Annotated in this window: 19 protein-coding genes, 1 pseudogene and 1 riboswitch; of the genes and pseudogenes, 16 read left to right on the forward strand and 4 right to left on the reverse strand. The window is 70.1% G+C overall.

Annotation, left to right across the window (positions count from 1 at the left end):
- The 3 genes from JF597_RS41805 to JF597_RS41815 form a co-directional block, all read left to right on the forward strand.
- On the forward strand, positions 1-800 hold an 800-nt coding region (locus tag JF597_RS41805), incomplete at its 5' end, for a cbb3-type cytochrome c oxidase subunit I (protein ID WP_294009071.1).
- A complete protein-coding gene (locus JF597_RS41810) occupies positions 797-1,195 on the forward strand; it encodes a cytochrome c oxidase subunit 4 (RefSeq protein WP_093503960.1) in 399 nt (132 codons plus the stop codon). The genes JF597_RS41805 and JF597_RS41810, both read left to right, overlap by 4 nt.
- 152 nt (positions 1,196-1,347) lie before the next feature.
- Complete coding sequence (locus JF597_RS41815) at positions 1,348-2,610, forward strand: Ig-like domain-containing protein (protein ID WP_294009074.1); 1,263 nt, start codon at positions 1,348-1,350, stop codon at positions 2,608-2,610.
- Between the two features lie 98 nt (positions 2,611-2,708).
- Here the strand turns inward: JF597_RS41815 and JF597_RS41820 are convergent, their stop codons facing one another.
- Positions 2,709-3,110 carry a hypothetical protein gene (locus JF597_RS41820; protein ID WP_294009076.1) on the reverse strand — a complete coding sequence of 134 codons (402 nt, stop codon included), beginning with the start codon at positions 3,108-3,110 and terminating at the stop codon, positions 2,709-2,711.
- A 178-nt stretch (positions 3,111-3,288) separates the two neighbouring features.
- On the opposite strand from JF597_RS41820, the gene JF597_RS41825 reads away from it, so the two are divergent.
- From JF597_RS41825 to JF597_RS41850, 6 genes are all read left to right on the forward strand, one after another.
- Positions 3,289-3,909, forward strand: a complete 621-nt coding sequence (locus JF597_RS41825) for a heme-copper oxidase subunit III (protein ID WP_294009078.1) — start codon at positions 3,289-3,291, stop codon at positions 3,907-3,909.
- Positions 3,910-3,986: 77 nt separating this feature from the next.
- Positions 3,987-4,799: a c-type cytochrome gene (locus JF597_RS41830; protein ID WP_294009080.1), complete on the forward strand. Its 813-nt coding sequence runs from the start codon at positions 3,987-3,989 to the stop codon at positions 4,797-4,799.
- Positions 4,796-5,854 carry a Rieske 2Fe-2S domain-containing protein gene (locus JF597_RS41835; protein ID WP_294009082.1) on the forward strand — a complete coding sequence of 353 codons (1,059 nt, stop codon included), beginning with the start codon at positions 4,796-4,798 and terminating at the stop codon, positions 5,852-5,854. The genes JF597_RS41830 and JF597_RS41835 overlap by 4 nt, the downstream gene beginning before the upstream one ends.
- Positions 5,851-7,488, forward strand: coding sequence for a cytochrome bc complex cytochrome b subunit (locus tag JF597_RS41840; RefSeq protein ID WP_294009084.1), 1,638 nt, complete (start codon positions 5,851-5,853; stop codon positions 7,486-7,488). The genes JF597_RS41835 and JF597_RS41840 overlap by 4 nt, the downstream gene beginning before the upstream one ends.
- A gap of 133 nt (positions 7,489-7,621) precedes the next feature.
- Entirely contained in the window at positions 7,622-8,686 is a 1,065-nt protein-coding gene (gene trpD, locus JF597_RS41845; protein WP_294009086.1) for an anthranilate phosphoribosyltransferase, read from the forward strand.
- A 163-nt stretch (positions 8,687-8,849) separates the two neighbouring features.
- Positions 8,850-8,966: riboswitch (SAM riboswitch) on the forward strand.
- Positions 8,967-9,127: 161 nt separating this feature from the next.
- On the forward strand, positions 9,128-10,489 hold the full coding sequence (locus JF597_RS41850; protein WP_294009088.1) for an aminotransferase class V-fold PLP-dependent enzyme: 1,362 nt from the start codon (positions 9,128-9,130) through the stop codon (positions 10,487-10,489).
- A gap of 161 nt (positions 10,490-10,650) precedes the next feature.
- Here JF597_RS41850 and JF597_RS41855 read toward each other — a convergent pair whose 3' ends face one another.
- Both JF597_RS41855 and JF597_RS41860 read right to left on the reverse strand, forming a co-directional pair.
- Positions 10,651-10,932, reverse strand: a complete 282-nt coding sequence (locus tag JF597_RS41855) for an Lrp/AsnC ligand binding domain-containing protein (RefSeq protein ID WP_020137395.1) — start codon at positions 10,930-10,932, stop codon at positions 10,651-10,653.
- Positions 10,929-11,723, reverse strand: coding sequence for a rhomboid family intramembrane serine protease (locus tag JF597_RS41860; protein ID WP_294009209.1), 795 nt, complete (start codon positions 11,721-11,723; stop codon positions 10,929-10,931). The genes JF597_RS41855 and JF597_RS41860 overlap by 4 nt, the downstream gene beginning before the upstream one ends.
- Before the next feature lie 153 nt (positions 11,724-11,876).
- Between JF597_RS41860 and JF597_RS41865 the strand changes: the two genes are divergently transcribed.
- From JF597_RS41865 to JF597_RS41885, 5 genes and pseudogenes are all read left to right on the forward strand, one after another.
- Complete coding sequence (locus JF597_RS41865) at positions 11,877-12,116, forward strand: hypothetical protein (RefSeq protein WP_009309707.1); 240 nt, start codon at positions 11,877-11,879, stop codon at positions 12,114-12,116.
- A gap of 40 nt (positions 12,117-12,156) precedes the next feature.
- The gene (locus JF597_RS41870; RefSeq protein WP_294009098.1) at positions 12,157-13,500 is read left to right on the forward strand and encodes an NYN domain-containing protein; all 1,344 of its coding nucleotides are present in this window, start codon (positions 12,157-12,159) and stop codon (positions 13,498-13,500) included.
- A 210-nt stretch (positions 13,501-13,710) separates the two neighbouring features.
- A pseudogene (locus JF597_RS41875) lies at positions 13,711-14,671 on the forward strand (NlpC/P60 family protein).
- 285 nt (positions 14,672-14,956) lie between these two features.
- A complete protein-coding gene (locus JF597_RS41880) occupies positions 14,957-15,976 on the forward strand; it encodes a C40 family peptidase (protein ID WP_294009100.1) in 1,020 nt (339 codons plus the stop codon).
- Between the two features lie 66 nt (positions 15,977-16,042).
- Positions 16,043-17,203, forward strand: coding sequence for a hypothetical protein (locus tag JF597_RS41885; protein ID WP_294009102.1), 1,161 nt, complete (start codon positions 16,043-16,045; stop codon positions 17,201-17,203).
- 17 nt (positions 17,204-17,220) lie between these two features.
- Here JF597_RS41885 and JF597_RS41890 read toward each other — a convergent pair whose 3' ends face one another.
- Positions 17,221-18,456, reverse strand: coding sequence for a glycosyltransferase family 87 protein (locus tag JF597_RS41890; protein ID WP_294009104.1), 1,236 nt, complete (start codon positions 18,454-18,456; stop codon positions 17,221-17,223).
- Between the two features lie 114 nt (positions 18,457-18,570).
- Here JF597_RS41890 and JF597_RS41895 point away from each other — a divergent pair, with 114 nt between their 5' ends.
- The gene (locus JF597_RS41895) at positions 18,571-19,713 is read left to right on the forward strand and encodes a glycosyltransferase family 4 protein (protein ID WP_294009106.1); all 1,143 of its coding nucleotides are present in this window, start codon (positions 18,571-18,573) and stop codon (positions 19,711-19,713) included.
- Between the two features lie 128 nt (positions 19,714-19,841).
- Positions 19,842-21,476, forward strand: a complete 1,635-nt coding sequence (locus tag JF597_RS41900; protein WP_294009108.1) for a GMC oxidoreductase — start codon at positions 19,842-19,844, stop codon at positions 21,474-21,476.
- The last annotated feature ends 17 nt before the right edge of the window (positions 21,477-21,493 follow it).

A 21,493-nucleotide genomic window follows, 5' to 3' on the forward strand; every position in this document is an offset into this window, starting at 1 on the left:
TGACGGTGTGGGCCCACCACATGTACGTCACCGGTGGTGTGCTGCTGCCGTTCTTCTCCTTCATGACCTTCCTGATCGCGGTCCCGACCGGTGTGAAGTTCTTCAACTGGATCGGCACCATGTGGAAGGGCTCGCTGTCCTTCGAGACACCGATGCTCTGGGCCACCGGCTTCCTGATCACCTTCACCTTCGGTGGTCTGACCGGTGTCATCCTGGCCTCGCCGCCGATGGACTTCCACGTCTCCGACTCGTACTTCGTCGTCGCCCACTTCCACTACGTGGTCTTCGGTACGGTCGTCTTCGCGATGTTCTCCGGCTTCCACTTCTGGTGGCCGAAGATGACCGGCAAGATGCTGGACGAGCGGCTCGGCAAGATCACCTTCTGGACGCTGTTCATCGGCTTCCACGGCACCTTCCTGGTCCAGCACTGGCTGGGCGCCGAGGGCATGCCGCGCCGGTACGCCGACTACCTGGCGGCCGACGGCTTCACCACCCTGAACACGATCTCGACGATCAGCTCCTTCCTGCTCGGCCTGTCGATCCTGCCGTTCCTCTACAACGTGTGGAAGACGGCCAAGTACGGCAAGCCGGTCGGCGTCGACGACCCGTGGGGCTACGGCCGTTCGCTGGAGTGGGCGACCTCCTGCCCGCCGCCGCGGCACAACTTCGTCACCCTGCCGCGGATCCGCAGCGAATCGCCGGCGTTCGACCTGCACCACCCTGAGATCGCCGCCCTGGAGCAGCTGGAGCACGGCCACGCCGCCGCCGCTGTCGCGGGCAGCAAGGAGGCCGGCAAGTGAAGATCCAGGGCCGCATGTTCGTGTGGCTGAGTGTCTTCGTCCTCGTCATCGCGATCGTCTATGGCGTGTGGTCGAAGGAACCGGCCGGCACCACGGCACTCTTCCTGGCCTTCGGCCTGTGCATCATGATCGGCTTCTACCTGGGCTTCACCGCCTCGCGCGTCGACGCGGGTGCCCAGGACAACAAGGAGGCCGACGTCGCGGACGAGGCCGGCGAGATCGGCTTCTTCAGCCCGCACAGCTGGCAGCCGCTCGCCCTGGGCGTCGGCGGCGCGCTGGCCTTCCTCGGTGTCGCCGTCGGCTGGTGGCTGCTGTACTTCTCGGCACCCATCATCATGATCGGCCTCTTCGGCTGGGTGTTCGAGTACTACCGCGGTGAGAACCGCACCCAGTAGGCGCGTGCAGAGCACGGCAGGAGCCCGGACTTTCCGTCAGGAGGGTCCGGGCTCCTGCCGTTCCCGGCCCGTTCGCGCCTTCGGCGCAGCGGCCGTCCCCCGTCCGGACCAGCCGCATCGCCGGTCCGGAAAACATCTCATAGCGTGACAATATGAGTCACTCTCCGTGCGTCCGTACCGTCGTCAGCTGCACCCTGCTGGTGATCGCCCTCGGCGCGGGCGTCACCGCCTGCGGTTCGGACGGCAATCCCCTCGCGGACAAGCCGTACGACGCGGCGGACCAGATCTCCTTCAACACGCCCACCGGCGCGGGGAAGCGGGCCGACCCCGACAAGCCCCTGGAGGTCGTCGCCAAGAGCGACGAGGACCGCATCACGGACGTCACGGCCCAGGACGCCACAGGTCGCTTCGTGGCGGGCGAACTCGACGCCGACGGCCGCCGCTGGCACAGCACCTCCCCGCTGGCCGCCAACGCCCACTACACGGTCCAGGTGAGCACCGAGGACGAGAATGGCGCGCCCGGCCGCAAGACCCTCACCTTCGACACCAACACGCCCGCCACCCGGCAGCGGCTGAAGGTCACCTTCGGCCCCAAGGCCGGCGAGTACGGCGTGGGCCAGCCGGTCACCGCCCAACTCGACCAGGCAATCAAGGACAAGGCCCAGCGCGCCATCGTCGAGCGCGCCCTCAGGGTCGACTCCGTCCCGGCCGTGGAGGGCTCCTGGTACTGGGTGAGCGACAAGGAACTCCACTACCGGCCCAAGGACTACTGGCCCGCCCACGCCACCATTCAGGCGCACAGCAACCTGGACGGCATCCGGATCAGCGACCGCCTGTGGGGCGGCCCGGCCGCTCCGCTCAAGATCACCACGGGCGCCAAGCTCCTCGCCGTCACGGACGCGGCAGCCCACCAGCTGACGGTCTACAAGGACGACAAGGAGATCAACCAGATCCCCGTCACCACCGGCAAACCGGGCTTCGAGACCCGCAACGGCGTCAAGGTCGTCCTGGAGAAGCAGTACTTCGTACGGATGCGCGGCAGCACGGTCGGCATCGCGGAGGGCACGTCGGACTCCTACGACCTGCCGGTCTACTACGCCACCCGGGTCACCTGGTCGGGCGAGTACGTGCACGCCGCACCCTGGTCGGTGGGCTCACAGGGTTACGAGAACGTCAGCCACGGCTGCACCGGCATGAGCACCTCGAACGCCGAGTGGTTCTTCGACACCTTCCACCCCGGTGACCTGGTGAAGGTCGTCAACTCCAACGGCAAGGAGATGGAGAACTTCGGCAACGGCTTCGGCGACTGGAACCTCGCCTGGAAGGACTGGCGCAAGGGCAGCGCCCTCACCAACGGCACCCCGGACGGCCCCAAGCCACAGGACGCGGCGAGAGTGCAGCCGGCAGCCCTTTGAAACGCCCCCAGCGGCAAGAGACCCGTCAGGGGCGCGGGGAACTGCGCGACAAGCCACACACGGCCTGCACGCGCGCACTCGGCCCGCGCCCCGCCCTCCTAGGCGCTCTGCAGCCTCTTCTGCCGCAACAGCGAAGCCAGCGCGCCCGCGAACTCCACCGGCTCCACCGGCAGCGTCACGGCCGCGTCCGCCCGGCTCCACGTGGCCAGCCACGCATCCTGCGGCCGCCCGATGAGCAGCAGCACCGGCGGGCAGTTGAACACCTCGTCCTTGATCTGCCGGCACATCCCCATGCCCCCCATCGGCACGGCCTCGCCGTCCAGGACGCACACGTCGATCCCGCCCTTGTCCAGCTCGGCGAGGACCGCCGCAGGCGTGGCGCACTCCACGAACTCGACGAACGGCACATCGGGAGCCGGCCGCCGGCCGGCGGCGAGCCGCACCTGCTCGCGGGTGTTGGAGTCGTCGCTGTAGACCAGCACCGTGGCGGTCGGCTGCATTGTTCCTCCGAGACGTCGGCGTCGTACGGACAGGACCGATGCGCCGGATGCTACTCCCCTGAACACCTCGTCAACACCTGTTGGAACACCGCTTCGATGGGCCATCCGGGCACTACACAGGGGGCGAACACTCCGAACGGCACCCCCCGGAGTGAGCGCGAGATAAGCGACCGACATAATGTCGGTCGTGGCGACAGCAACGACAGTAGATACCGGGCACGCGCACCCGTCGGTCAACCGGCCGAACCTCACCAGCGTCGGAACCATCATCTGGCTGAGTTCCGAGCTGATGTTCTTCGCGGCCCTCTTCGCGATGTACTTCACCCTGCGATCGGTGACAGGTCCGGATCACTGGAAGGAGATGGCGAGCCATCTCAACATTCCGTTCTCCGCGACCAACACCACGATCCTGGTGCTTTCCTCCCTCACCTGCCAGCTCGGCGTGTTCGCCGCCGAGCGCGGGGACGTGAAGAAGCTCCGGGGCTGGTTCATCCTCACCTTCATCATGGGTGCGATCTTCATCGGCGGTCAGATCTACGAGTACACGGAGCTGGTGAAGAAGGACGGGATCTCGCTGTCCTCCGACCCGTACGGCTCGGTGTTCTACCTGACCACCGGCTTCCACGGCATGCACGTGACGGGCGGCCTCATCGCCTTCCTGTTCGTCCTGGGGCGCACCTACGCGGCGAAGAGGTTCACGCACGAGCAGGCGACCGCGGCCATCGTCGTGTCCTACTACTGGCACTTCGTCGACGTCGTCTGGATCGGCCTGTTCGCCACGATCTACCTGATCAAGTAGCCGGGCCGGCACCACGCGCCGTAGAAGCGCACTTTCCAGAAGCATCGACGCAGAAGATCCTGACACCGGGGTAATCCGTGAAAAAGCTCTCCGCACGACGACGCCATCCGCTGGCGGCAGTCGTCGTCCTACTCCTCGCGCTGGCATGCACAGGGGGGCTGTACGCCGCGTTCGCACCCGCGGGCAAGGCGCAGGCCGATGAAACATCCCAGTCCCTGACCATCGAGGAGGGCAAGAAGCTCTACTCGGTCGGTTGCGCCAGCTGCCACGGCACCGGCGGTCAGGGTTCGTCCGACGGCCCCAGCCTGGTGGGCGTGGGCGCCGCGGCCGTCGACTTCCAGGTCGGCACCGGCCGTATGCCGGCCGCCACCTCGCAGGGCCCGCAGGTCGTCAAGAAGAAGAACATCTACACCCAGGCCCAGATCGACCAGCTCGCGGCGTACATCGCCTCGCTGGGCGCCGGTCCCGAGGTTCCGACCAAGGAGCAGTACGGCCCGGACGGTGCCGACATCGCCAAGGGTGGCGAGCTCTTCCGCACCAACTGCGCGCAGTGCCACAACTTCGTGGGCGCGGGAGGTGCGCTGACCAAGGGCAAGTTCGCCCCGAGCCTTGAGGGCGTCGACCCGAAGCACATCTACGAGGCCATGCAGACGGGCCCGCAGAACATGCCGTCCTTCCCCGACACCACGCTGACGGAGAAGAACAAGAAGGACATCATCGCGTACCTGAACGCGGTCAACAGCAGCAACACGGAGAACCCCGGCGGTCTCAACCTGGGCGGCCTCGGGCCGGTCAGCGAGGGTCTGTTCGCCTGGATCTTCGGTCTCGGTGCACTGATCGCGGTCGCCGTCTGGGTCGCCGCTCGGACCGCAAAGGCCAAGAAGTCATGAGTAGCCAAGACATTCCAGAAGAGAACCTGCCCGCTGAGCAGGACCACGCGCACACCGCCGTGAGTGTGGCGGACGAGAAGGACCCGTTCTCGGACCCGGGTCTGCCGCCGCACGAGCACCGGATCCAGGACATCGACGAGCGGGCCGCCAAGCGGTCCGAGCGCGTCGTGGCCATGCTGTTCACGGTGTCGATGCTGGCCACCGTCGGCTTCATCGCCTCCTATGTGACGATCCCCAAAGACAAGTCGATCTTCGTCTTCCCGATCGGTCACATCAGCGCCCTGAACTTCGCCCTGGGCCTGACCCTCGGCGCGGCGCTGTTCTGCATCGGCGCGGGCGCGGTCCACTGGGCCCGCACCCTGATGTCCGACGTGGAGGTCGCCGACGAGCGGCACGCCATCTCGGCCCCGCCGGAGGTCAAGGCCAAGGTTCTGGCCGACTTCCAGCAGGGCGCCAAGGAATCGGCGCTCGGCCGGCGCAAGCTGATCCGCAACACGATGTTCGGCGCGCTGACCCTGGTCCCGCTCTCCGGCGTCGTGCTGCTGCGCGACCTCGGCCCGCTGCCCGGCACCTCGCTGCGCCACACGGCGTGGTCGAAGGGCAAGCTGCTCGTCAACATGAACACCAACGAGCCGCTGCGTCCCTCCGACGTCGCCGTCGGCTCGCTGACCTTCGCCAAGCCCGAGGGCGTGGAGGAGTCCCAGGAGGACTTCCAGAACGTGATGGCGAAGGCGGCCCTGATGATCATCCGGCTGCAGCCGGACAACATCAAGGACAAGCGCGAGCTCGAGTGGTCGCACGAAGGCATCGTCGCCTTCTCGAAGATCTGCACCCACGTGGGCTGCCCGATCTCCCTGTACGAGCAGCAGACCCACCACGTGCTCTGCCCGTGCCACCAGTCCACCTTCGACCTCTCCGACGGTGCCCGAGTGATCTTCGGCCCGGCCGGTCACGCCCTGCCGCAGCTGCGCATCGGCGTGAGCGAAGAGGGTTACCTCCAAGCGCTCGGCGACTTCGAGGAGCCCGTCGGTCCTGCCTTCTGGGAGCGCGGATGAGCACTACAGAGAACAACGAGTCCCGCGAACGCGGGAAGGCACCGGCCGGCGAGCGCGTCGCCGACTGGGCCGACGGACGGCTCGGGATCTACTCCCTGGCCAAGTCCAACATGCGCAAGATCTTCCCCGACCACTGGTCGTTCATGTTGGGCGAAGTGTGCTTGTACAGCTTCATCATCATCATCCTGACGGGTGTGTACCTGACGCTGTTCTTCCACCCGTCGATGAACGAGGTGGTGTACCACGGCAGCTACGTCCCGCTCCAGGGACAGATGATGTCCGAGGCGTTCAGCTCGACCCTGCACATCTCCTTCGACGTGCGCGGTGGTCTGCTCATCCGGCAGATCCACCACTGGGCCGCGCTGATCTTCCTCGCCGGCATGTTCGTGCACATGATGCGTGTGTTCTTCACCGGCGCGTTCCGCAAGCCGCGTGAGATCAACTGGCTGTTCGGCTTCCTGCTGTTCGTCCTCGGCATGTTCACCGGTTTCACCGGTTACTCGCTCCCGGACGACCTGCTCTCCGGCACCGGTGTCCGCTTCACCGAGGGCGCCATCCTGTCCATGCCGATCGTCGGCACGTACATCTCGTTCTTCCTCTTCGGCGGGCAGTTCCCCGGCCACGACTTCGTCGCCCGGTTCTACTCGATCCACATCCTGCTGCTGCCGGGCATCATGCTCGGCCTGGTGGTGGGCCACCTGATCCTGGTCTTCTACCACAAGCACACGCAGTTCGCGGGTCCCGGGAAGACCGAGAAGAACGTCGTCGGCATGCCGCTGCTGCCGGTCTACATGGCCAAGGCCGGAGGCTTCTTCTTCCTGGTCTTCGGTGTCATCGCGGCCATCGCGGCGATCGCCTCGATCAACCCGATCTGGGCCATGGGCCCCTACCGTCCGGACCAGGTGTCCACCGGCGCCCAGCCCGACTGGTACATGGGCTTCGCCGAGGGTCTGATCCGCTACATGCCCGGCTGGGAGATCAACTTCTGGGGCCACACCCTGGTCCTGGGCGTCTTCATCCCGCTGATCCTGTTCGGTGTGGTCCTCGCGGCGATCGCGGTCTACCCGTTCATCGAGTCCTGGGTCACCGGTGACAAGAGCGAGCACCACATCCTGGACCGCCCGCGCAACGCCCCGACCCGTACCGCCTTCGGTGTGGCCTGGGTGACGGTGTACATGGTGGGCCTGGTCGGTGGTGGCAACGACCTCTTCGCCACCCACTTCCACCTGTCGATCAACGACGTGACCTGGTTCGTCCGGATCTTCTTCTTCGCCGGACCGGTGATCGCGTTCATCGTCACCAAGCGGATCTGCCTCGGCCTGCAGCGCCGGGACCGCGACAAGGTGCTGCACGGCCGTGAGACCGGCATCATCAAGCGGCTGCCGCACGGTGAGTTCATCGAGGTCCACGAGCCGCTCTCGCAGGAGCAGCTGCACACCCTCACGGCGCACCACCAGTACGAGCCGGCCCAGGTCGGCCCGGCGGTCGACGAGAACGGTGTCGAGCGCAAGATCAAGGGCTCCGAGAAGCTCCGCGCCAAGCTGAGCAACGCCTACTACGGCGAGGACAACCAGATCCCGAAGCCGACCGTCGAGGAGTACAAGGAGATCACGAGCGGCCACGGCCACCACTGATCGACCGCGTCGCCACGCCACGGTCGAAGGGCCCCCGTCCGTACCTCGGACGGGGGCCCTTCGCCGTGCCCGGAGCTGGATAGGGTGGGCCCTGAAACCGGTTATTCCGCGTACGACGATCAGGAGCGGCCTCATGAGCGCTGTGACCCCCGCTGGAGGCGACACCGCGGCGGGCCGTTCCTGGCCCGAGGTACTGAACGCGCTGCTGTACGGCCAGGACCAGAGCGCCGACGCCACGGCCTGGGCGATGGACCAGATCATGCGCGGCCAGGCCACCGACGCCCAGATCGCGGGCTTCGTCGTCGCCCTGCGGGCCAAGGGCGAGACCGTCGAGGAGATCAACGGGCTCGTCCGCACGATGTACGAGCACGCCAACGTCATCGACGTGCCGGGCCGCACCGTCGACATCGTCGGCACCGGCGGCGACGGCGCGAAGACGGTGAACATCTCCACGATGTCGGCGCTCGTGGTGGCCGGCACCGGCGCGAAGGTCGTCAAGCACGGCAACCGCGCGGCCTCCTCCGCGTCCGGGGCCTCCGACGTCCTGGAGAAGCTCGGCGTCAACCTCGACCTGACCCCGCAGCGGGTCGCCGAGGTCGCCGAGGAGGCCGGCATCACCTTCTGCTTCGCCATCAAGTTCCACCCTGCGCTGCGCCACGCGGGCGCCGCACGCGGTCAGCTGGGCATCCGCACGGTCTTCAACATCCTCGGCCCGCTGACCAACCCCGCCAGAGTGCGGGCCCAGGCGGTCGGCGTCGCGGACCCCCGCATGGCCCCCGTCGTCGCGGGCGTCTTCGCCGAACGCGGCCACTCCTCCCTCGTCTTCCGCGGCGACGACGGCCTCGACGAACTGACGACGACCGCCACGTCCCGCGTCTGGACGGTCCGCGACGGCAAGGTCACCGAGGAGACCTTCGACCCCCGGGACGTCGGCATCGACCTGGTCCCCGTGGAGGCGTTGCGGGGCGGCGACCCGTCGTACAACGCGGAGGTCGCCCGCCGCCTCCTGGACGGCGAGCAGGGCCCGGTACGGGACGCGGTGCTGCTGAACTCGGCGGCGGCGCTGGTGGCCCTGGACCCGGGCACGGGGTCGCTGGCGGAGCAGCTCCGCGCCGGCATGGACAGGGCGGCGCAGTCGATCGACTCGGGTGCGGCCAAGCGGGTCCTGGAGCGCTGGGCGGCGGCGACGCACAAGTAGGGGCGGCGCCGTCAGGGGCCGAGGCGCGGAACGGCGCCGCCGCACTGCGCCGTCGGGGCTGGTCGCGTTGCGGCGGAAACAATCCTGAGCGTCGGCTCCCCCCCCGTTCCGTCATCCGGACACGAGTTGCGCGTCCGCGATCACTTCACCTACGTTTTTCCCAGGTCATGAGTGACAGTCATGAGGCCCCGGCCGACTGTCCGGCAACCCTCCGTCCGTGGCGGGGTGCCCCGGGTGAAGACCAGGCCGCGGGCAGCGAGGTCCACGGCAAGCGCGGACCCCTCGAAGCACCAGGGGTCCTGGTCGTCGAGGAGCCTTCCGTGAGCAAGCGAATGCGATAGGGCCGCAGAGCCCCGCCTCCGCATCCCCCTTTTCCCCCGCCGCTGCTTGAGCGCGTCCGCTCGCACGGCGGATCTCACCTGCTCACACGGGAGTTCACCCATGTCCGTCTCCACCGCTGCCTCCGCCCAGTCCGTTTGTGCCCCCCTGCCCGTTCTGGGCCGGGATGTCACCGTCCCGCTCGTCACCGGCGGCGAGGTCACCTACGCCGCCCTCGACTACGCGGCCAGCGCCCCCGCCCTCCAGCGGGTCTGGGACGACGTGGCGGCGTACGCGCCCTACTACGGCAGCGTCCACCGCGGCGCCGGCTACCTCTCCCAGCTCTCCACGGACCTCTTCGAGAACGCCCGCCGGACCGTCGCCGAGTTCCTCGACTGCCGCCCCGACGACCAGCTGGTCTTCACCCGCTCGACCACGGACTCCCTGAACCTCCTGGCCCGTGCCCTCCCCGCCGACTGCCAGGTCTTCGTCTTCGAGACCGAGCACCACGCCTCCCTGCTGCCGTGGCAGGACGCCCGCGTCACCTACCTCGACGCGCCCCGCACCCCGCGCCAGGCCGTCGCGACCCTGGAACGCGCGCTCGCCGGCCGCGACCCCCACGGCCCGGCCCTGGTCTGCGTCACCGGCGCCTCCAACGTCACCGGCGAGCTGTGGCCCGTACGGGAGCTCGCGGCCGCCGCGCACGCGCACGGCGCCCGGATCGTCCTGGACGCCGCGCAGCTGGCCCCGCACCACCCCGTCTCCGTCCGGGACCTGGACGTCGACTGGGTCGCCTTCTCCGGCCACAAGCTGTACGCCCCCTTCGGCTCCGGCGTCCTGGCCGGCCGCGCCGACTGGCTGCGGGCCGCCGAGCCGTACCTCGCGGGCGGCGGCGCCAGCCGCAAGGTCACCCGGCGCGAGGACGGGGGAGTGACCGTGGAGTGGCACGAGAGCGCCGCGCGGCACGAGGCCGGGTCGCCCAACGTCATCGGCGCCTACTCCATCGCCGCCGCCTGCAAGGCGCTCACCGAGGCCGGCTTCGACACGCTGGTCGCCCGTGAGCGGCACCTGATCGAGAAGGTGCGGGCAGGGCTGGCCGGGGTGCCCGAGGTCCGGGTCCTCTCCCTCTTCGGCGACGACGCCCCCCGCGTCGGCGTGATCAGCTTCGTGGTGGACGGCTGGAACAGCTCCCACTTCGCCGCCGCCCTCTCCGCCGAGTACGGCATCGGCGTCCGCGACGGCCTCTTCTGCGCCCACCCGCTGGTCAGGACCCTGCTGGGCTCCGACCCCCAGACCCAGGGCGAGTGCGGGGCGCCGGAGGCGGCACCGGGCGAGAAGTCCCTCAACGCGATCCGGGTGAGCTTCGGGGCGGGGACGCCGGACGAGCACGTGGAGCGCTTCGTGAACGCCGTGCGGGAACTGGTCGCCGACGGCGCGAAGTGGTCCTACCGCACGGAGGACGGCCGCTGCGTCCCGGCGGTGTGATCCGACCGACCTCAGAGGCCGCGCCCCAAAGGGGCGCGGGGAACCGCGCGACAAGCCACGACGCACCCGCAGGGGACCACACTGCCGGCCGGTGGGGGCTGGTCGCGCAGTTCCTCCCGCAGCCTTCGGCCGGGGGCACCCCCGGCGCCCCTTACGGGGCGCTAGCTGTCCAGGCCGATCGCGAACGCCGCCTCCAGGTCGTGCTGGGAGTACGTGCGGAACGCGACGTGCGTGTCCGTGGCCTCCACACCGGGGATCTTGCTGATGGAGCCGGGGATGACCTCGGCCAGGTCCTCGTGCTGCTTCACCCGGACCATGGCGATGAGGTCGTACGTACCGGTGACGGAGAAGACCTCGCTGACGCTCTCCAGCGCGGCGATCCGTTCCGCGATCTCGGGGATCCGGTCCACGCTGGTCTTGATGAGGACGATCGCGGTGATCACGGCTGGTTCTCTCCCTCGGGTGCCGGAGCTGGGGCGACCTTCACTTTAGTCGCCCGCCCGTCGCCCGCCACCGCCCTTCCGAGGCCGCGCGAAGCGCCCTTCTTTTTTCTGTACCGCACCCACGCGTAGCCGAACCCGAGTCCGAAGCCGACCAGGTGGGCGAGGTAGGCCACGCCGGGGCCGGAGGGAGCCTGGTTCAGGGCCAGCCACTGGAGGGCCGCCCAGAAGGGGAGGACCACCCAGGCCGGGAACCGGAGCGGGAGGAAGAAGAGGAAGGGGAGGAGACTGGTGACGCGGGCGCTGGGGAACAGGTACAGGAACGCTCCGAGGACCGCCGAGATCGCCCCGGACGCGCCCACCAGCGACTGCTGGGACGTGGCGTTGGCGGCCGCGTAGCCGAGCAGCGCGAGATAGCCGCAGCCGACGTAGAAGAGAGTGAACTCCACGCGGCCCATCCGTTCCTCGGTCATCGCCCCGAAGACGAAGAGGAAGAGCATGTTGCCGAGCAGGTGCACCCAGCTGCCGTGGATGAACAGCGCCGTGGCCGGGGTGAGCGCCTTCCGCGCCGGACCGTCGAACAGGTCGGCGGGGACCACCCCCCAGTGCCGGAAATACGCCCGCTGGGCCGTCGCGAGGGCCTCTCCGGTGCCGTAGGACGGGGTGAAGCCGGAGGCGGGGCCGAGCACGAAGATCAGGCAGCACACGGCGATCAGGGTGTACGTCATGGGCGCGGACGTGCCCCGCAGGCTCCGCAGGGTCCGGGCCGCCGTCGTGTTCCAGTTGCCGATCATGGACATAGAGCATGGCGTAACGGGACGCAGTGGTGCAGATCGCCTCGCCGCCGTGGACGGGGCGGCGTCGACTACCCGCCAGGCCGTAGGGTTACGAGCCACACGCGTCGGGACGGCGCGTCACGGACACTAGAAGGAAGCGAACAAGCCACGATGACGGTTCCCCTGCCGACCGCCACGACGCGGTGGCGCTGCACCCTCTGCGGCAACCTCACGCGCTTCGACGTGACCCGCTCGTCGAAGGTGGTCGAGTACGTCCACCTCGACCTGGCCGGTGAGCCGAAGGTCGAGGAGCGCGAGGTGGTCAGTGAGACCATCGAGTCGGTGCGCTGCCGCTGGTGCAACGCGGTGGACCAGGTGGAACTCGTGGACAGGCCGGGCGCCGACTCCTGAGAGCGGGAGCCGGCCCCGTACAGGTGATGGGGTGTGACGGATGGTGGAGACCACAGGCGGGGGGCCGGGCGACGGCACCGCCGAGGTGCTTGACCGTCCGTTGCCCGACGGCGTGCGACGGCGGGTCGTGCAGATCGTGTCGGACGGGTTCGGCGGGCTGACCCTCGCCGAACTGCCCGCCCAGCTGCGCCAGTACGCCCGCTTCGCCCCGAATCGCCGGGCCAAGTTCGCCGGGAACGCCATGGCCGCCGCGCTGGAGACGGACACCCTCTTCCGGCAGCGGATCGGGGAGAAGCTGAGAGAGGCCCAGCCGGAACTGGCCGGCGCCCTGGACTCCGGCTCCCCGCCCCCGGCCGCGGACCCGCTCGATGTGGCGGCCGCGGCCTATGTACTGCGCCCCGCGGGCTGGGTGAAGCTCGTGGCGGCGGCCGGCGAGGAGGCCCAGCGGGCCGACGCCGAGCGGGCCGACGAGGAGAGCCGGGCCGAACTGGAGCGGCTGCGCGAGGAGCTGGACCGGGCCCGGGAGCAGACCCGGTCCGAGACGGAGCGGCTGCGCACCGAGCTGGACACGGCGAAGAAGGAAGCGGAATCGCTTCACCGCAAGCTGCGGGCCGCGCTGAGCGACGTCAAGCGCGGTGAGGCTGCGCTGCGCAAGCTGCAGGCCGAGATGGAGGCGGGGCGGGCCGAGGGGCAGTCCCTGGTGTCCGCCGCCGAGAGCGAGAGCCGGCGGCTCAAGGCCCGGCTCGGCGAGGTCGAGGCGGCCCTGGAGGCCAGCCGCCGGGCCGCCCGCGAGGGGCGCAGCGTCGAGGACATGCGGCTGCGGCTGCTGCTCGACACCGTCCTCGACGCGGCCCAGGGGCTGCGCCGGGAGCTGGCCCTGCCGCCGGTGTCGGTGCGGCCCGCCGAGACCGTGGACGCGGTCGAACCGGGACGAATGACCCCGAAGGACATCGCGGCGCGAGCGCTGTCCGAGCACGACCCGGCCATCCTCGACCAGTTGCTCGCCCTGCCCCAGGCCCACTTGGTCGTCGACGGCTACAACGTGACCAAGACCGGCTATCCGCAGATGCCGCTGGAGAAGCAGCGGCTTCGGCTGCTCGGCCAGCTCTCCCAGCTCGCCGCGCAGACCGGCGCCGAGGTCACCTGCGTCTTCGACGGCGCCGAGCTGGCCGCGCCGGTGCTGCTCGCCCCGCCGCGCGGGGTCCGCGTCCTCTTCTCCAAGCCCGGCGTCACCGCGGACGAGTTGATCCGTCAGCTGGTGCGCGCCGAGCCGCCGGGCCGCCCGGTGATCGTCGCCTCGACCGACCGCGAGGTCGCCGACGGGGTCGCGAAGGCGGGTGCCCGGCCGGTCGCTTCTGCGATGCTTCTGAAGCGACTGTCCTGAACGTGCAACCCGCATATGCAATGCCCGAATTGACCGAACCGTCACGCAACGTAGCGTCAATCGCGCATTACTGCTCGTGAGTTATGTGCAAAGAGTGCGTTGCGTGACCACTTTTTTGGCTGCTGGGTTTGAACTGATCACAGGTAGGTCACTAGGGTCTGGCCTCGAACCTCCACACGGGTGATCACTCAAACGAAGGAGCCCGTCTCCGTGGCGTCCCATCGTCGACCCAAGCAGCCGAGCCGTGCGCGCGTGACCGTGCTCACCACCGCAGCGGCCGCCGCCGTAGTCCTCAGCGCCAACGCCGCCAACGCGGCGCCCGGCGAGAAGCTGACCAAGGACGAGGTCAAGGCGAAGGTCGACAAGCTCTACGAGGAGGCCGAGCAGGCCACCGAGAAGCTGGACGGCGCCAAGGACAAGCAGCAGAAGCTGCAGAAGGAGATCTCCACGATCCAGGACAACGTGGCTCGTGGGCAGGAGGACCTCAACAAGCTGCGGGACAGCCTCGGTTCGCTGGCCACCGCGCAGTACCGCTCGGGCGGCATCGACCCGTCGGTCCAGCTCTTCCTCTCGTCCGACCCGGACGACTACCTCGACAAGGCCTCCACGCTCGACCAGTTGAGCAGCCAGCAGGTCGAGGCCCTGAAGAAGATTCAGGACAAACAGCGCGAACTGGCCCGCCGTCCAGTCCAAGCTCGCCGACGCGCAGAAGCTGCTCAACACGCTGACCGCCAAGGAGAAGGCCGCCCTCGACGCCGAGCAGGCCCAGGCCGCCAGCCGCGCCTCCTCCCGCGTCGACCTCGGCAACACGGGCTCCGCCTCCAGCCGGGCCGCCGCCGCCTTCGCCGCCGCCCAGTCCGTGATCGGCTCCCCGTACGTCTACGGCGCCTCCGGCCCGTCCTCCTTCGACTGCTCGGGCCTGACCTCCTGGGCCTACGCCCAGGCCGGCGTGACCATACCCCGCACCTCCGAGGCGCAGGCCAACGCCGGTACCCGCATCTACAGCGCGAGCGACCTCAAGGTCGGCGACCTCGTCATCTTCTACGGCGACTACCACCACGTCGGCCTCTACGCCGGCAACGGTCAGGTGCTGCACGCCCCGCACACCGGCGCCGTGGTCCGCTACGAGGCGATGAGCGACATGACCTTCGAGTTCGGCGTCCGTATCTGACCGCACCGGGTTCCGCATCCGACCCCACCGGGTTACCCCGACACCCGTACGGCCGAAGATCAACTCACGGTGGCGCCCGAACGGGCGAATCCCGGCAACCGAGACTGACTCCGCGCCCCGCCGGTGACCTGCGTCAGCGGCGGGGCGTCACGTTGCGTGGCCGCCGAGGTCTTTGGCCGGGGTGCGGTCGCGCGGCTATGGTCTGGCGCGTTTCCTCCGGCGCCGGGGCATCTCCGTGCCCCGCGCCGTGGGAAGCGGTTCCCGTCCGCCAGCAGAAGGACCGCCGTGGGGTCTCATCGCCGTCTCACACCGTCGTCCGGGTTCAACCGGGGCGCCGGTGCCGCTCTCTGCGCGCTCTCGGCCGCGGCCGCCGCGCTCGGCGCCGGGCAGGCCAGTGCCGCCCCGCACGCCGACGCCCGTGCCGAGGTGGACCGGCTGTACCAGCAGGCCGAGGAGGCGACCCAGGCCTACGACAAGGCCGACGAGCGGGCCGGCACGCTGCGCCGCGAGGTGAACGAGTCCCAGGACCGCATCGCCCGCCAGCAGCAGCGCATCAACACCATGCGGGAGGCGCTCGGTTCGCTCGCCGGCGCGCAGTACCGCTCCGGCGGCATCGACCCCACCGTGGCCCTGCTGTTCTCCGACGACCCCCAGGACTATCTCGACCGGGCCTCCCTCCTCGACCGCGTCGACGCCCGCCAGGCCGGACAGCTCAGGCGGCTCCGGACGGCGATGCGCGAACTCGCCCAGGAGCGCGCCGAGGCCGCCGGGAAACTCGCCGAGCTGGAGAAGAGCCGCAAGGCGGTCGCCTCCCACAAGGCCACCGTGGAGCGGAAGCTCGCCAGGGCCCGGCAACTGCTCAGCGCGATGCCCGCAGCCGACCGCGTCGCCTTCGAGCACGCCTCCCGCGGCGCCGACCGCGCCGACCTGCCCGACCTCTCCGGCGCCGCCGTCCCCGACGGCCGTGCCGCCGCCGCCATCGCCGCCGCCCGCTCCGCCCTCGGCAGGCCGTACGTCTGGGGCGCCAGCGGCCCCTCCGGCTTCGACTGCTCGGGCCTGATGCAGTGGGCGTACGCGCACGCCGGAATCCACCTGCCACGCACCTCGCAGGAGCAGCGCCACGCCGGCCACCAGGTCCCGCTCTCCCAGGCGCAACCCGGTGACCTGGTCGTCTACCGCTCCGACGCCAGCCATGTGGCCATGTACGTCGGCAACGGCCAGGTCATCCACGCCCCCTACCCCGGCGCCCCGGTCCGCTACGACCCCATCGGAATGATGCCGGTCTCCTCCGTCACCCGGCCCTGACTTCCGGGCTGCTGCCCGTACGATCGGAAAGTGGCTGGTCGTGGACGGGCGTGGCGCTCAGGAGCGGTGGGGCTGTGTCTGCTGCTCCTGCCGCTGGCCGGATGCGGCGGCGGACAGGCGCCGACCGGCACGGCGATGGCCGAGGTGCAGCGGGTCCTGGACCGCCGCTCGGCCGCGGTCCTCGGCCACGACGAGCAGGCGTACGCCGAGACCGGCACCCGGAGCTCGTACGCGAACCTGCGCGCCGTACCGCTCGCGGCCTGGAGCTACCGGCTGACCTCCCTCCACCCCGACGGCGCCCGGGCCACCGCCGGCGCGCAGCTCAGCTACCGGATACAGGGCTACGACAAGGCGCCGGTGACGACGGACCGGGCGCTGACCCTCAGCCGCACCGCCGACGGACAGTGGTATGTCACCTATGACAGGCCCGCCGAAAAGTCCGGGCAGCAGCTCTGGGACCAGGGCAAGGTGACCGCCGTCAGGAGCACCCGCACCCTCGTCCTCGGCGTCGGCCAGTCCCGCACCACCCTGCGCGGCTACGCCCGCCTCGCCGACACCGCCGTCCCCGAGGTCTCCAAGGCCTGGGGCACGGACTGGACGCAGCGGGTGGTGCTGCTCGTCCCCGGTTCGCTGAACGGCATGGCCGGCCTGCTGGGCGCCCCCGCCTCCAACTACAAGGGCATCGCCGCCGTCACCACCGGCGAGGCGGGAGGCTCCGGCCAGGCCCCGGCGGACCGGGTCATCCTCAACCCGGAGGCCTACGCCGTCCTCGGCGCGGTCGGCAGACAGGTCGTCCTCACCCACGAGACGACGCACGTGGCCACCCGCGCCCACACCACCGTCGCCACCCCGCTCTGGCTCTCCGAGGGCTACGCCGACTGGATCGGCTACCTCGGCACCGGCCGCACACCCACCGAGGCGGCCCCCGAACTCGCCCGCGCCGTCGAGGCCGGAGACGCCCCCGAAGACCTTCCCGCCGACCAGGACTTCGGCTTCACCGACGACCCCACCAGACTGGCCCAGGCCTACGAGGGCGGCTGGCTGGCCTGCCGGATGATCGCCGCGCACTGGGGCGAGGAGAAGCTCGGCGCCTTCTACCGGGCCGTCGGCGCGCACAAGGAACGCGCGGGCGCGGTGGAGGACGCCCTGAGGACGGAACTGGGCACGACCCTGCCGGACTTCACCGCCCGCTGGCGGGGCTACCTGAAGGCGCAGCTGGGCGACTGAGCCGTTCGCCGCCGGGCTCAGGAGGAGACCGGCGTCTCCTCCGCGCCGGCCGCCCGAGCGGGGACGGGGGCGGCGGCGTCCTCGGTCACCGTGGAGCGCCACAGTGCGCGGGCCGCCGTGACCGTGGCCGCGAGCAGCAGGCCGTTGCGCAGGAGCAGCAGGGTGATGCCGTACCAGTCGCTGACCACGACGTGCGAGAAGCCGGCCGGGAACTCCAGGACGGTCACGAAGGCCGCCAGAAGGACCAGGACGGCCGGGAGGGTCATGCGGCCGGCACGGAAGCAGAGGCAGACGGCGGCCAGACCCACCAGCCACACCATGTACTGCGGACTGATCACCCGGCTGGTGATCGTGAACATCAGGACTGCGGTGAAGGCCGCGTCCGCGAGCGTGTGGGAGCGGAAGCGGGCCGCCGACAGCCGCCACAGCAGCAGCCAGCCGAACGCGAGCGCGGTGAGCAGCAGGGCCGCCGTGCTCACCGCCTGCACGTGCGGGCCGAGGAATTCGATCGAGCCGTAGTTGAGCAGCACCTCGCCGTGCCAGCCGAAGTGCCGGGCGACGTGGAAGACCAGCGCGCCGAGGGACTCCACCTCGGTGCCCCGGTCCCGCTGGAAGGTCAGGAAGGCGAACGCGCCGGGCATGGCCACCGCGAACAGCGCGCCGACCGCGCCCGCCGTGACCGCCGCGGCTCCCCAGACCCGCCGCCTCACAGCACCCACCAGGAGCAGCGCCGGCCACACCTTCACCATCGCCCCGAAGCCGACGAGGGCGCCCGCGATCCGGGGGTGCCGGGCTCCGGCGAGCAGGGCGGCGACGGCGACGGCGGTGACCATCAGGTCGTAGCGGGAGTAGACGGTCGGGCCGAGGAGCGGGACGCCCAGCACCCAGACCCAGGCGCCGCGCAGGGTGCGGCCGGGTCGCGGGCCGGTGTGGAGCAGGAGGGAGAGGACCACCAGGTCGGACAGGCAGGCCAGGACGAAGAAGGCGGTCGGGTAGTCCAGGAAGGGGAGGAGGCCGGGGGAGAGGATCGCGAGGGCGGCCGCGGGCGGGTACTGCCAGGTGACGTCGTCCAGCGGAAACGTCCCGTGCCGCAGGACCTCGTACCAGCCCTGGTAGATGACGGAGACGTCGCTGGTGACGTCCGCGCCCGGGAACACGAACACCTTCAGGACGAACAACAGCAGCACCAGCCGCGTGGCACCCCAGGTGACCAGCGGCAACACCAGGGCACGCCGCCCGCCCGTCCTGTCCACCTGAGCCCCTGTCCGTCGGCATCGCCGTGTCGAGTGGGCCACATGATCTCCCGACGTCCTGTGCGGGGGCCATGAAGCGTGGCCGAACACACTGTGCGGGTAGGGTCGGCGCCGATGAACAAGACCCTGGTCGTGACCAACGACTTCCCGCCCCGGCCGGGCGGTATCCAGGCCTTCCTGCACAACATGGCGCTGCGCCTGGACCCCGAGCGGCTCGTCGTCTACGCGTCCACCTGGAAGCGGGGGCGGGAGGGCGCCGAGGCCACCGCCGCGTTCGACGCGGAGCAGCCCTTCGCCGTCGTACGCGACCGTACGACGATGCTGCTGCCGACGCCCGGGGCGACCCGGACGGCGGTCGGGCTGCTGCGGGAGCACGGGTGCACGTCGGTGTGGTTCGGGGCGGCGGCTCCGCTGGGCCTGATGGCGCCGGCGCTGCGGAAGGCGGGGGCGGAGCGGCTGGTCGCCACGACCCACGGGCACGAGGCGGGCTGGGCGCAGTTGCCCGCGGCGCGGCAGTTGCTCGGGCGGATCGGGGACGCGACCGACACGATCACCTATCTCGGCGAGTACACGCGGTCCCGGATCGCGACCGCGCTCAGTGCCGAGGCGGCGGGGCGGATGGTGCAGCTGCCGCCGGGGGTGGACGAGAAGACCTTCCATCCGGGGTCGGGCGGGGACGCGGTGCGGGCGCGGCTGGGGCTGACCGACCGGCCGGTGGTCGTGTGCGTGTCGCGGCTGGTGCCGCGCAAGGGGCAGGACACGCTGATCCTCGCGATGCCGCTGATCCTGGCCGCCGAGCCGGACGCGGTGCTGCTGATCGTGGGCGGCGGGCCGTACGAGAAGGAGCTGCGGCGGCTGGTCCGGGAGACCGGGGTCGAGGCGTCGGTGCGGTTCACGGGGGCGGTGCCGTGGGCCGAGCTGCCCGCGCACTTCGGTGCGGGTGACGTGTTCGCCATGCCGTGCCGGACCCGGCGGGGCGGGCTGGACGTGGAGGGGCTCGGGATCGTGTACCTGGAGGCCTCGGCGACCGGGCTGCCGGTGGTGGCGGGGGATTCGGGGGGTGCGCCGGACGCGGTCCTCGACGGGGAGACCGGGTGGGTGGTGCGAGGCGGGTCCCCCGAGGAGGCCGCCGAGCGCATCGTGGTGCTGCTGGGTGATGCCGAGCTGCGTCAGCGGATGGGCTCGCGCGGGCGGCGGTGGGTCGAGGAACGGTGGCGGTGGGATCTCCTTGCGGAGAGGCTGAAGGAGTTGCTGTAGGGCGCTTTGAGGCCGTTGTTCGCCTGCGGGGCGGTGGGGGCCGGTCGCGCAGTTCCCCGCGCCCCTGACGGGGCGCTGTTGTTGCCGTAGCTCTAGGCGGAAGCCGAAAATCCGCACATGCTGCGCGCATGACAGCAAAACTGATGCAGCGTCAGCTGACTAGGCGTCACATCCTGGGCGTGATCGCCCTCCAGACCGCCGCAGCGGCCGGTCTCACCCGTGTCGGGCTCCAGTCGGCGCAGGCCGCCGAGGAAGCGGCCGACGTCGACAACGCGCCCGCGATCGTGGTCGGTTCGGGGTACGGCGGGGCCGTGGCCGCGCTGCGCCTCGGACAGGCCGGGGTGCGCACCCTCATGCTCGAGATGGGCCAGCTGTGGAACACCGCCGGCTCCGACGGCAAGATCTTCTGTTCCACCGCCGCCCCGGACAAGCGGTCCATGTGGTTCAAGACCCGCACGGAGGCCCCGCTCGCCACCTTCCTCTGGCTGGACGTCGTCAACAAGGACATCACCGCCTATCCGGGAGTGCTCGACCGCGTGCACTACGACAACATGTCCGTGTACGTCGGGCGGGGTGTCGGCGGCGGGTCGCTGGTCAACGGGGGGATGGCCGTGACCCCGCTCCAGTCGTACTTCACCGAGCAGTTCCCCACCGTGGACGCGACCGCGATGTACAACACGTACTTCCCGCGCGCCCGCACCATGCTCGGCGTCAACAGCGTCGACCCCACCTGGTTCGAGTCGACCGAGTGGTACCAGTTCACCCGGACCTCCCGGAAGGCCGCCGCCAACACCGGGCTCAAGACCACCTTCGTACCCAACGTCTACGACTTCGGGTACATGCAGCAGGAGGCCGCCGGCACCGCCACCAAGTCCGCGCTCGCCCAGGAGGTCATCTACGGCAACAACCACGGCAAGAAGAGTCTCGACAAGACCTACCTCGCCGCCGCCCTCGGCACCGGCAACCTCACGATCCACACCCTGGAGAAGGTGAAGGCCGTCACGCGGGCGAGCGACGGGTCGTACGTCCTGAGCGTCGACCGGATCGACACCACCGGAGCCGTCGTCGAGAGCAAGCAGTACAGCTGCACCTACCTGTTCCTCGGCGGCGGGAGCCTCGGGACCACCGAGCTGCTCGTCCGGGCCCGGGACACCGGGGCGCTGCCCGCGCTCAACTCCCGTGTGGGGGCGGGCTGGAGCACCAACGGCAACACCATGCTGGGGCGCGCCAACCACATCTGGGACACCACCGGCGCCAACCAGGCGACCATGCCGGTCATGGGCATCGACGACTGGGCCAACACCGACAACCCGGTCTTCGCGGAGATCGCCCCGCTGCCCATCGGCTTCGAGACCTGGGTCAGCCTGTACCTGGCGATCACCAAGAACCCGCAACGGGCGTCCTTCACCTACGACTCCGCGAGCGACGCGGTGAAGCTGGGCTGGACCGCTGCCCAGAGCGCGGTCTCGGTCGCCATGGCCAAGAAGCTCTTCGACCGGATCAACTCGGCCAACGCGACGATCTACCGGTACGACCTGTTCGGGTCCGGCAGCAAGGTGTTCGCGGACGACTTCTGCTACCACCCGCTCGGCGGCTGCGTCCTGGGGCAGGCGACCGACGACTACGGCCGGGTGAAGGGGTACTCGAAGCTGTACGTCACGGACGGCTCGCTCGTGCCGGGGAACATCGGCGTGAACCCGTTCGTCACCATCACCGCGCTCGCCGAGCGGGCGATGGAACGGGTTCTCGCCGAGGACTTCTGAGCACCGGGAGGATGCCC

Origin of the sequence: Streptomyces sp. (assembly GCF_019510245.1) — a bacterium.
Taxonomy (GTDB): domain Bacteria; phylum Actinomycetota; class Actinomycetes; order Streptomycetales; family Streptomycetaceae; genus Streptomyces.

Coding starts and splice junctions, on each gene's coding strand:
- JF597_RS41815 (WP_294009074.1), top strand. CDS start 1,348: ATGAGTCACTCTCCGTGCGTCCGTACCGTCGTCAGCTGCACCCTGCTG.
- JF597_RS41860 (WP_294009209.1), bottom strand. CDS start 11,723: ATGATCGGCAACTGGAACACGACGGCGGCCCGGACCCTGCGGAGCCTG.
- JF597_RS41825 (WP_294009078.1), top strand. CDS start 3,289: ATGTCGGTCGTGGCGACAGCAACGACAGTAGATACCGGGCACGCGCAC.
- JF597_RS41895 (WP_294009106.1), top strand. CDS start 18,571: ATGAACAAGACCCTGGTCGTGACCAACGACTTCCCGCCCCGGCCGGGC.
- JF597_RS41850 (WP_294009088.1), top strand. CDS start 9,128: ATGTCCGTCTCCACCGCTGCCTCCGCCCAGTCCGTTTGTGCCCCCCTG.
- JF597_RS41840 (WP_294009084.1), top strand. CDS start 5,851: ATGAGCACTACAGAGAACAACGAGTCCCGCGAACGCGGGAAGGCACCG.
- JF597_RS41870 (WP_294009098.1), top strand. CDS start 12,157: ATGGTGGAGACCACAGGCGGGGGGCCGGGCGACGGCACCGCCGAGGTG.
- trpD (WP_294009086.1), top strand. CDS start 7,622: ATGAGCGCTGTGACCCCCGCTGGAGGCGACACCGCGGCGGGCCGTTCC.
- JF597_RS41865 (WP_009309707.1), top strand. CDS start 11,877: ATGACGGTTCCCCTGCCGACCGCCACGACGCGGTGGCGCTGCACCCTC.
- JF597_RS41820 (WP_294009076.1), bottom strand. CDS start 3,110: ATGCAGCCGACCGCCACGGTGCTGGTCTACAGCGACGACTCCAACACC.
- JF597_RS41835 (WP_294009082.1), top strand. CDS start 4,796: ATGAGTAGCCAAGACATTCCAGAAGAGAACCTGCCCGCTGAGCAGGAC.
- JF597_RS41900 (WP_294009108.1), top strand. CDS start 19,842: ATGACAGCAAAACTGATGCAGCGTCAGCTGACTAGGCGTCACATCCTG.